Origin of the sequence: Bacillus sp. C30 (genome assembly GCF_040838255.1) — a bacterium.
In the GTDB taxonomy this organism is placed as follows: Bacteria; Bacillota; Bacilli; order Bacillales; family Bacillaceae_G; genus Bacillus_A; species Bacillus_A mycoides.
Map to the genome: position 1 here is coordinate 1 of NZ_JBFPJH010000117.1, position 9,640 is coordinate 9,640.

Sequence of the window (9,640 nt, forward strand, 5' to 3'; positions counted from 1 at the left end):
AATTAGAAACGTGTATTATTCAAAAAAAAAAACAAACTCCTGTAAATGCTTACAGGAGTTTGCTACAAAATTATAAGACTTTCTTTCAAAAGCCCTTTTCATTCGAATTTTACGAAGCGCCTGCTTCTTCAAACTCAACCTCTTCTAACTCGCCTAAACGATGATACTCTGTTAAAACCGCATCTTGAATTTTAGAGCGTGTATTAGAATTAATTGGATGTGCAATGTCACGGAATTCTCCATCTGGAGTACGTTTACTTGGCATTGCTACAAATAATCCATTATTACCATCAATTACACGAATATCATGAACAACAAATTCATGGTCTAGAGTAATAGAGGCAATTGCTCTCATGCGGCCTTCTGTGTTTACGCGGCGTAATCTTACGTCAGTCACTTCCATCTTGTGTTCACCACCCTTTTCTAAATAAGCGATATATTTGTATAAATTCCACAAAATTTCTATTTTCCCTTTAATTTTTTAAAAATTTTTAAGATAAAAATTTTTATTGTAGTTGAATATAAGGATTAGTAGAGGTTATCGCTTACAAAGAGTTACTTAACTAGGGCAATTACTTCGATTTCAACAGAAACATCTTTCGGTAATTTTGCTACTTGTACACAAGAACGCGCTGGTTTATGAGTAGAGAAATAAGAACCGTATACTTCATTAACAGCATTAAAATCATCCATATCCTTCAAGAATACTGTTGTTTTTACCACTGTATCAAATGAAGCACCTGCTTCTGCTAATACCGCTTGTAAATTTTCAAATACTTGCTCTGTTTGTACTGTTACATCTCCTGTTACAAGTTCTCCACTTGCCGTTAACGGAATTTGTCCTGAACTATAGAACATATTATTTACAATAATCCCTTGTGAATATGGTCCGATTGCCTGTGGTGCTTTGCTTGTTTGAACAACTTTCATACTTTTCACCCTTTTATTATTTATTTTTACTCTTTAAAAATAGTGTACCAAAGGCAGTTTGTCCATCTATTTTGTAATTTATAAATAGGAATAAAAAAAGGTAAAGCTATCTGCTTTACCTTTTTACTCAGCCTCTACAAGCCCTTTATCAAATGGTGCAAGTGCATAATTCCCCTTTTCCACTTGAATCGCTTTTTCTTTCACATCAACTTCTGACAGACGAATTAATGATACAAAGTTATTAATAAGTCTTTCTTCAATATCCGTAGACTCTACTAATACGCCAATCCCAACAACATTAGCTTTAAACTCTTCTAGCATGCTCATCATACCTTGAATGGTTCCGCCAGCTTTCATAAAGTCATCAATAATTAAAACATTGGACCCTTCTGGAAGGCTACGCTTTGCTAAAGTCATCGTTTGGATTCGCTTAGAGGAACCTGATACATAGTTAATACTAACAGTGGGTCCTTCTGTTACCTTATTATCTTTTCTCGCAATTACTACCGGTACATCTAAGTAGTTCGCTACTGCATAAGCAAGCGGAATTCCTTTTGTCGCTACCGTCATAACCGCATCAATTGGTTGCCTAGCAAAAACAGAAGCAAATAAACGACCTGCGCCATTAATCTGGCGAGGATTACTTAAAAGATCCGTCATATATAAGTAACCGCCAGGCAAAATACGGTCTGGGTTTTCAAATAAGCTACAAAGCTCGTTAATAATCAGATTTGCCTCTTCTTCACTTATATAGGGAATATATTTCACTCCTCCTGCTGCTCCTGGTACCGTTTGCAATGTGCCGACACCTTGTTGTTCAAACGTTTGCTTAATTATAACTAAATCTTCACTAATGGAAGATTTAGCCGATTGATACCTTTCAGCAAAAAAAGTGAGAGAAACTAGCTGACGAGGATTTTGTAACAAGTAATACGTCAGATCGACCAATCTTGTACTTCGTCTAATTTTCATACTCTCACCTCAAATCACGAATATTCTAAACAAATCATAACGTATTATACGTCTTTATTCAAGCGTTTCTCGCTCTCCTAATAAACGCACTGCATATACTTGCTCGCAAAATCCTTTTAACCCGTTATATATGCGGTGCATTCGCGAATCATGGTGTACAAGACCAAATACAGTTGGGCCACTTCCACTCATTAATACGGCATCTGCCCCAAAGCGTTTCATCTGTGATTTAATACGTGCAACCTCGGGATGCATCGCAAACGTCACATCTTCTAAAACGTTACCAACAGTATCACAAATTCCTTTATAATCGCCATGGTTAATGACTTCAACCATTTTATCTACATTTGGATGAGTAACACGATTTAATTTTAAATTTCCGTACACGTCAGCAGTAGATACACCAATGTGGGGCTTTGCTAAAACAACCCAACAAGAAGGCGGAGTCTTTATATGTTCAATTTCTTCTCCTCTTCCAGTGGCAATAGCAGTTCCACCATATACACAGAACGATACATCTGACCCAATTTCTGCGCCAAGCTTTGCTAATTCATCGATTGTTAGCCCTAAATTCCATAACTTATTAAGGCCACGTAATGTCGCTGCTGCATCACTACTTCCACCTGCTAATCCAGCGGCTACTGGAATCGTTTTTTCAATAGTAATAGACACACCTTTTTTTACATTAAACTTCACTTTTAATAATTTCGCTGCTTGATAAGCTAAATTGCGTTGGTCGTCTGGGACATACCGATTATGGGACAAAATTTCAATACGGTCTTCTGCTAATTCCATTAGCTCTAAACGATCTGCCAAGTCGATTGTTGTCATAATCATTTTCACTTCATGATATCCATCTTGTCTTTTTCCCAGTACATCTAACGACAGATTAATCTTTGCTGGTGCTTTCACTAGTAGCTTCAATCTATTCACCCACTCTATGTACTCAATCTTTTATCGTTTATTTTACCATAAATTTATAGTAAGACGATGACACTTCCCTAATTATATCGAAAAGCATTCAGAATGAAACTACTTATGTCAAATGATGGCACCTTTTAGCGTGCAAAAAGCCGAGGAATCTCTCCTCGGCTACCGTAGCATAGAAAGTATCTTACAACTACTGGTTTCGTTTCATTAATTGCTGTTCTGCAATTTCTATAGCACGTTTCACCATATTACCAGCATCTTTCGCACGAATTCCGCCCCATCCTTCTTTCTGAACAACATCATAAAAGCCAAGCTCTTTTGCAAGCTCTTCTTTAAATTGATTTGACATGACTCCTCTTCGTCTACTCAATGCAGAGTCCCTCCTTATTTTGCTACGGTATAATTAGTATGCAAAATAATATAGCTTTTCATTTATGGGAATATATGTAACAAAAATGCATTAATTATAAAATACTTCATTTTGAGATTCATCGTAAAATGTTAGCTCTACTGTCTCTGTTAAAACATCTGCATAACTATAAGATACACGTTGCAATGCATCTTCCTGCTGGTCTAATTGTACAACAAACACAGAACGATACGTTTCTGCAAGTACACCTGATTGCTCCACAGTTTTTCTTCTCCCACTATTTGCCTTTAACATAAGTCGCTGTCCAAGATGGTGATCTAATTCGCTTTTAATTTCATCTAAACGTTTTGACATATACTTTGCTACACCTCGCTGTAATTTAGATTGAACACTTAAAACACGATATATCTATCCCAATTATTAACCGCAATTCACAGACAATATCATTATAAAAGCATCATGCGTTCAAATAGATAGAAGAAATACTATATTCTAAAAGTATCATTGTATAGTCTGCACGTTCTTGCCGCTTTTTATCCAGACTCATTTAAATCATTTCTACATAAAAAAGCAAGATACGTATGTACCTTGCTCATTCGTCATAATGTTGAAAGGGCAATCCTGTTCGTAAAATCCCTCTTGTTTCAATTCCGCCTAGTCCCTTTTCGCCAGTAATTGTATTACGCACAACGTCCCATACATTTACTCTTTCCATAAATGAAGTGAAACTAATTTTGCCAACTACATATACAGGATCTAGAGCATGAATATTAATTCTAGACGGTGAACTAGCAAAATTAGCACCTGCCCGAATCAACGCCTCAAAGTGTGATTGACAAGCCCCAGCAAAAATAACGAGTTGATCTAACGATGGATACTTTTTCCGCACTTCTCGAACAGCCTGTACAAAATGTCTAGAATGTCTATATGCTGCTAAATCTCCCATAACTCCTTTTGACTTTGTATATGCATCATGTCCTGTAATAACTAAAATGTCTGGGCGAAAATGATCTATTAAGTCTACTACCTTTTCATGCATCTCCGTTTCCTTACAATGAATACCTTGAACAGGAACGCCTATTTTATTATATAAATCTAAGCACTTGCGCAAATATAAAGGATCTCCATCTATATGCAATACACGTCCTGGCATTTGAAAATAATTCACTTCACTTGTATATCCACCAGTTGAATTATGTTCATGTCTTTGTTTCATCAACACGTAATCTTGCTGAAACAACCGGTAAGTACGCTCCATCGTTTCTTTTTCACGCTTCACTCTATTTTTATGTTCTCGTTGATCTATACTAACTAAATCTGCAAGTGGTGCATCCGCCACAAGTCTAATTTCCTCTCCAAATAATATTGCCATATCGCCTTTTATTTCTATAATACGAAAAAGAATATCCCTATTATGAGAATATCGTTCAACTAATTCTCCAACATGTAAATCCATTCTCCTACCTCCAAACTCCAAACTCGTTAGGCCATCTTACCTGTTTTTAAAGTATGAATTTAGGAAAGGAAAGGTGACAAAAGGGACAGCTCAAGTTGAACTGTCCCTTTCATATTCTTATGACAATTTATGAAGAATTAATGCATTACTTAATGTTGCAAACTCTTCGATAGATAGCGTTTCGCCTCTTCGCTTCGGATCAATTCCTACTTCTGTCAAAATTCGATCCAACAGCTCTTTATCTTTCGGGAAACCATTTAAATTATTTGATAAATTATTCATTAAAGTTTTACGACGCTGTGCGAAACTTGCTCGTACTACTTCAAAGAAGAAAGTTTCATCTGTCACTTCTACAACTGGTTTAGGACGCTTTAGAAGACGGATAATCGCAGAATCAACATTTGGTTGTGGCACAAACACTGTACGCGGTACAGTCATAACTGTTTCTACCTCTGTATAATACTGAATGGCAATTGATAAAGAACCATACTCTTTCGTTCCTGGTTTAGCAGCTAAACGATCCCCAACTTCTTTTTGCATCATAACAACAAATCCACGAACCGGTAATTTTTCTTCAAGCAATTTAAATAAAATTGGCGTTGTAATATAGTATGGTAAGTTAGCTACTACCATTACATCTTGTCCTTCTTCAAATTGCTCACTAAACACTTCATGTACATCTGCTTTTAGTACATCTTTATTTATAACTGTAACGTTGCTATATGGAGCTAACGTCTCGTCTAAAATTGGTAATAATCTCTGATCAATTTCAAAAGCCACTACTTTTTTAGCACGCTTTGCCAATTGCTCTGTTAACGCACCGATACCTGGTCCAATTTCAATTGCGCCACTTTCTGAACCGATTTCTGCGTGATCAACGATACGATTTAATACATTCGTATCAATTAAAAAATTTTGTCCTAAACTTTTTTTGAATGAAAATCCATACTTTTCAACAATGTCTTTCGTACGATTTGGTGTTGCGATATCCTTCATTTTTTTTCCTCCTGTATTACTTGCTTATAAGCTTCTGCAAATGATTCCTTTGAAACCTGAAACATTTGTAAACGTTTATGTAACTGTTTTGCGTTTGTATAACCAATCTTTAATAGCTTACCCACTCTTTCTCTGCGACTCTTTGCCATTTCTCCGCCCACTAAGCCCGCATCGACTAGATCACTCCAACTAATTTCACTTGTGTAAGCTTCCATTTCTTCATGTATATTCTCTAAAGCACGGCGAATCGACTCATTAGAAGCATGTTCGATTCCAACACCTTTTTTCCTTTTAGCAAGTGCTTCTTCCTTCGTTAAAAAAGCATGCTTACATCCAGGAACCTTGTCAGAAATAATTTTTCGAATACGCTCTCCAGGATAATCCGGATCTGTGAAAATAATAACGCCTCGTTTTTGCTGCGCTAATTTAACTTGCTCAATAACGTGATCACCGATTGCTGAACCGTTCGTTTCGATTGTATCCGCATCAACAGCACGTTTAATCGCAACTGTATCATCTTTACCTTCTACAACGATAATCTCTTTAATTTTCATGCTTGCCTCCACACTCTTTTCATCTCTACTTAGTAAAACAAAAAAATGACGACTTTTCCATTATTATTTTCCCAATCGTACATTTTAAAAAGTAGAAGAGAAAAATCTTTGTTCACTATCCTTATTGTAACACTTCTATCTCCATCTTAATTTATCCGCAATATTTCTACACTTATGTTATGAGTAAATAGTGGGTTCTTATCACTTCTACTATCTCTCTTCTCAAAAAACAAAAAAAGAATGGGACTCCCCATTCTTTTTTATTCAACACCAAATAAGGATTTGGCATTCTTTGTTGTTACTTGTGCTACTTCGTCATAAGAAATTCCTTTTAAATTCGCAATTTCTTCTGCTACCAGTTTTACATAACTAGGTTCATTTCGTTTCCCTCGAAATGGATGTGGTGTTAAATACGGGCAATCTGTCTCTATCAATAATTTTTCTAACGGAATCTCCATAGCAACTTCTTTCGGTTTCTTGGCATTTTTAAATGTTACTGGCCCACCTAATGAAATTAAAAAGTTCATATCGACACATCGCTGCGCTACTTCTACACTACCGCTAAAGCAATGCATAATGCCCCCTACTTCAGCTGCATTCTCTTCCTCTAGGATATCAACAATATCTTGAGTTGCATCGCGGTTATGTATAATAATCGGTAATTTCACCTTTTTCGCTAATGCAATTTGTTTACGGAATACTTCCTTCTGTATTTCTTTTGGAGACTTATCCCAGTGATAATCTAATCCCATTTCCCCAATTGCAACTACTTTAGGATGAGCCGCTAATTCTTCTAACCAAGCTAAATGTTCTTCTTTCATATCGATTGCATCAACAGGATGCCATCCAACTGCAGCGTAAATAAAATCATAAGCCTCTGCTAATTCAATTGCTTTCTTTATCGTTACTTCATCAAATCCAACAACAACTGTATATGTAACTCCCGCTTCTTTCATTCTCGCGATAACTTCTTGTAAATCTTCTTCAAATTGCTCTGCATTTAAATGTGAATGTGTATCAAACAACATAATAAATAACTCCTTTTATATTGAAATCAATTCTCTCATAGAAAAACTACACTCTTTCTAACTTAACGATAACAATACTTCAATTTTAATGCAAAAAACGGAATGTAAAAAGAAAAAAGACGCTTCACCAATGTTACACGTGAAACATCTCTTTTCTTGTCTCAATTACTTGATTTTTGTACCATTTGGTAAATTCTGGTCAATTGATGCTAATGACAATACGCCATTCTCTTCACCTGCTAAAATCATACCTTTTGATAATTCACCACGTAATTTTACAGGTTTTAAATTCGTTACACAAATAACCTTTTTACCTTTTAGTTCTTCTGGGGAATAGAATTTAGCAATCCCAGAAACCACTTGGCGCTTCTCTGTACCTAAATCAAGCTGAATTTTTAACAACTTATCTGCTTTTTTCACAGGTTCAGCGGATATTACTTCAGCTACTCGTAATTCTACTTTAAAGAAATCATCAATTGTAATTTCTTCTGCCTTTGGTTCTTCTGCTTTTTTCTCTTCTACTTTAGGAGCAGAACCTTGCATTTGTTCTTTAATATACCCCACTTCTACTTCCATTTCCAAACGAGGGAAGATTGGGTTTCCTTTTTCTACTTTTGTTCCAGCTGGAATACATCCAATTGTAGATAGGCTTTCCCAAGATTTATGCGCCTCTTCAGTAAGTCCAAGTTGAGCAAACATCTTACTTGGTGCTACTGTTAGGAATGGCATAAGCATAATACCTGTTTGACGAAGTACCTCAGCTAAGTGGGCCATTACAGACGCAAGTTTTTCGCGATCATTCTCATCCTTCGCTAATACCCACGGCTGCGTTTCATCAATATATTTGTTCGTACGGCTAACTAATTGCCAAATGGAACTTAGCGCTACAGAGAATTCCATATTCTCCATTGCCTCTTCTACTTTTTTCAATGTATCTTTGGCGAATGTCACTAACGTTTCATCGAACTCAGTTACATTTGCTTTAAATGCAGGGATTTCCCCGTTAAAGTATTTATCAATCATAGCTACTGTACGATTTAATAAGTTACCTAAATCATTCGCTAAATCAAAGTTGATTCGTTCAACAAATCCTTCTGGTGTGAATACTCCATCAGATCCAAATGGAACTTCGCGAAGTAAGTAGTAACGCAATGCATCTAATCCGTAACGATCAATTAGTGTAACTGGATCTACTACGTTTCCTTTTGACTTACTCATTTTTCCATCCTTCATTAAAATCCAGCCATGAGCAAAGACTTTCTTCGGAAGTGGTAAATCTAAAGCCATTAAAATAATTGGCCAATAAATTGTGTGGAAACGAACGATTTCTTTCCCAACTAAATGGACATCTGCTGGCCAGAATTTTTTATACTTCTCTTCATTTTCTGTTCCATATCCTAATGCAGTAATGTAATTAGACAACGCATCTACCCATACGTAAATAACGTGTTTTGGGTTACCTGGAACACGAACTCCCCAGTCAAATGAAGTACGAGAAACAGCTAAATCTTCTAATCCTGGTTTAATGAAGTTATTAATCATTTCATTTTTACGGGACTCCGGCTGAATGAAATGAGGGTTATCTTCATAGAACTTTAATAGTCGGTCTACATATTTACCCATTCTAAAGAAATAAGACTCTTCGCGAACAAGTTCTACAGCGTGACCACTATCTGGGCTTTTTCCACCAACTACTTTGTCACCTTCCATAATTGGATCTACTAATTGATGCGCTGTATAGAATGTTTCATCTTGTACAGAATACCAACCTTCATATTCATCAAGATAAATATCGCCTTGATCTACTAGCTGCTTGAAGATTTTCTCAACAACATCTTTATGACGATCTTCAGTTGTACGAATAAAATCATCATAAGAGATATCCATCTTCTCCCAAAGTTCTTTAATCCCTGATACAATGTTATCCACATATGCCTGTGGTGTAACATTTAGTTCTTCTGCTTTCTTTTGGATCTTCTGTCCATGCTCATCAGTTCCTGTTAAATAATGAACATTGTATCCTTGCATACGCTTATATCGTGCCATCGCATCTCCTGCTACTGTCGTATAAGCATGTCCAATGTGTAACTTTCCACTTGGATAATAAATTGGGGTAGTAATATAAAAGGACTTATTTTCCTCTTTCATCGTTTTGGACCTCCCGAATAACCTCATATGTATTTATAAACAGTATATCAAAAACTCATATATAAAGTGAAACTTTAATCCGTGGAGAGGGTTCATCCCCCATGGATTATTAGTTGAACCAATCGGGCTTTTACGAGCAGTTGATCTCCCACTTAACTTCTTTGCTCCGGCTAAATTTTGAAGTGGGAGTCTTACTGCTCGTTAATGCGGGATAAAAACGAGTTAATGCTCGATATCTTTATCATCTATTACTCAT

At 36.2% G+C, this 9,640-nt stretch carries 11 protein-coding genes; all 11 read right to left on the reverse strand.

Annotated features, from left to right (window positions below; genetic code table 11):
- Positions 1-109 precede the first annotated feature (109 nt).
- The 11 genes from spoVG to metG all read right to left on the reverse strand — a co-directional run bounded on the left by spoVG (position 110) and on the right by metG (position 9,411).
- Positions 110-403 carry a septation regulator SpoVG gene (spoVG, locus tag AB3X49_RS12865; protein ID WP_000454042.1) on the reverse strand — a complete coding sequence of 98 codons (294 nt, stop codon included), beginning with the start codon at positions 401-403 and terminating at the stop codon, positions 110-112.
- 152 nt (positions 404-555) lie between these two features.
- Positions 556-930: a RidA family protein gene (locus AB3X49_RS12870; protein ID WP_000869819.1), complete on the reverse strand. Its 375-nt coding sequence runs from the start codon at positions 928-930 to the stop codon at positions 556-558.
- Positions 931-1,053: 123 nt separating this feature from the next.
- Positions 1,054-1,902 carry a pur operon repressor gene (gene purR / locus AB3X49_RS12875; protein ID WP_002091587.1) on the reverse strand — a complete coding sequence of 283 codons (849 nt, stop codon included), beginning with the start codon at positions 1,900-1,902 and terminating at the stop codon, positions 1,054-1,056.
- Between the two features lie 54 nt (positions 1,903-1,956).
- Positions 1,957-2,826: a 4-(cytidine 5'-diphospho)-2-C-methyl-D-erythritol kinase gene (gene ispE / locus AB3X49_RS12880; RefSeq protein ID WP_367962499.1), complete on the reverse strand. Its 870-nt coding sequence runs from the start codon at positions 2,824-2,826 to the stop codon at positions 1,957-1,959.
- Between the two features lie 196 nt (positions 2,827-3,022).
- Positions 3,023-3,202 carry an acid-soluble spore protein SspF gene (sspF, locus tag AB3X49_RS12885; protein WP_002094215.1) on the reverse strand — a complete coding sequence of 60 codons (180 nt, stop codon included), beginning with the start codon at positions 3,200-3,202 and terminating at the stop codon, positions 3,023-3,025.
- A 90-nt stretch (positions 3,203-3,292) separates the two neighbouring features.
- Positions 3,293-3,556, reverse strand: coding sequence for a biofilm formation stimulator Veg (gene veg, locus AB3X49_RS12890; protein WP_002009653.1), 264 nt, complete (start codon positions 3,554-3,556; stop codon positions 3,293-3,295).
- A 238-nt stretch (positions 3,557-3,794) separates the two neighbouring features.
- Complete coding sequence (gene yabG / locus AB3X49_RS12895; protein ID WP_002009651.1) at positions 3,795-4,658, reverse strand: sporulation peptidase YabG; 864 nt, start codon at positions 4,656-4,658, stop codon at positions 3,795-3,797.
- 117 nt (positions 4,659-4,775) lie between these two features.
- Positions 4,776-5,654, reverse strand: a complete 879-nt coding sequence (rsmA, locus tag AB3X49_RS12900) for a 16S rRNA (adenine(1518)-N(6)/adenine(1519)-N(6))-dimethyltransferase RsmA (protein WP_002091590.1) — start codon at positions 5,652-5,654, stop codon at positions 4,776-4,778.
- Positions 5,651-6,208 (reverse strand): ribonuclease M5, encoded by a 558-nt coding sequence (rnmV, locus tag AB3X49_RS12905; protein WP_002029323.1) that lies wholly within the window; start codon positions 6,206-6,208, stop codon positions 5,651-5,653. The genes rsmA and rnmV overlap by 4 nt, the downstream gene beginning before the upstream one ends.
- A gap of 260 nt (positions 6,209-6,468) precedes the next feature.
- Positions 6,469-7,236 carry a TatD family hydrolase gene (locus AB3X49_RS12910; RefSeq protein ID WP_002009645.1) on the reverse strand — a complete coding sequence of 256 codons (768 nt, stop codon included), beginning with the start codon at positions 7,234-7,236 and terminating at the stop codon, positions 6,469-6,471.
- Between the two features lie 165 nt (positions 7,237-7,401).
- Positions 7,402-9,411: a methionine--tRNA ligase gene (gene metG, locus AB3X49_RS12915; protein ID WP_367962503.1), complete on the reverse strand. Its 2,010-nt coding sequence runs from the start codon at positions 9,409-9,411 to the stop codon at positions 7,402-7,404.
- Between the last annotated feature and the right edge of the window lie 229 nt (positions 9,412-9,640).

Excerpts from the sequence above, each read along its gene's own strand:
- spoVG (WP_000454042.1), bottom strand. The coding sequence starts at position 403 with ATGGAAGTGACTGACGTAAGATTACGCCGCGTAAACACAGAAGGCCGC.
- AB3X49_RS12870 (WP_000869819.1), bottom strand. The coding sequence starts at position 930 with ATGAAAGTTGTTCAAACAAGCAAAGCACCACAGGCAATCGGACCATAT.
- purR (WP_002091587.1), bottom strand. The coding sequence starts at position 1,902 with ATGAAAATTAGACGAAGTACAAGATTGGTCGATCTGACGTATTACTTG.
- veg (WP_002009653.1), bottom strand. The coding sequence starts at position 3,556 with ATGTCAAAACGTTTAGATGAAATTAAAAGCGAATTAGATCACCATCTT.
- yabG (WP_002009651.1), bottom strand. The coding sequence starts at position 4,658 with ATGGATTTACATGTTGGAGAATTAGTTGAACGATATTCTCATAATAGG.
- rsmA (WP_002091590.1), bottom strand. The coding sequence starts at position 5,654 with ATGAAGGATATCGCAACACCAAATCGTACGAAAGACATTGTTGAAAAG.
- rnmV (WP_002029323.1), bottom strand. The coding sequence starts at position 6,208 with ATGAAAATTAAAGAGATTATCGTTGTAGAAGGTAAAGATGATACAGTT.
- AB3X49_RS12910 (WP_002009645.1), bottom strand. The coding sequence starts at position 7,236 with ATGTTGTTTGATACACATTCACATTTAAATGCAGAGCAATTTGAAGAA.
- metG (WP_367962503.1), bottom strand. The coding sequence starts at position 9,411 with ATGAGGTTATTCGGGAGGTCCAAAACGATGAAAGAGGAAAATAAGTCC.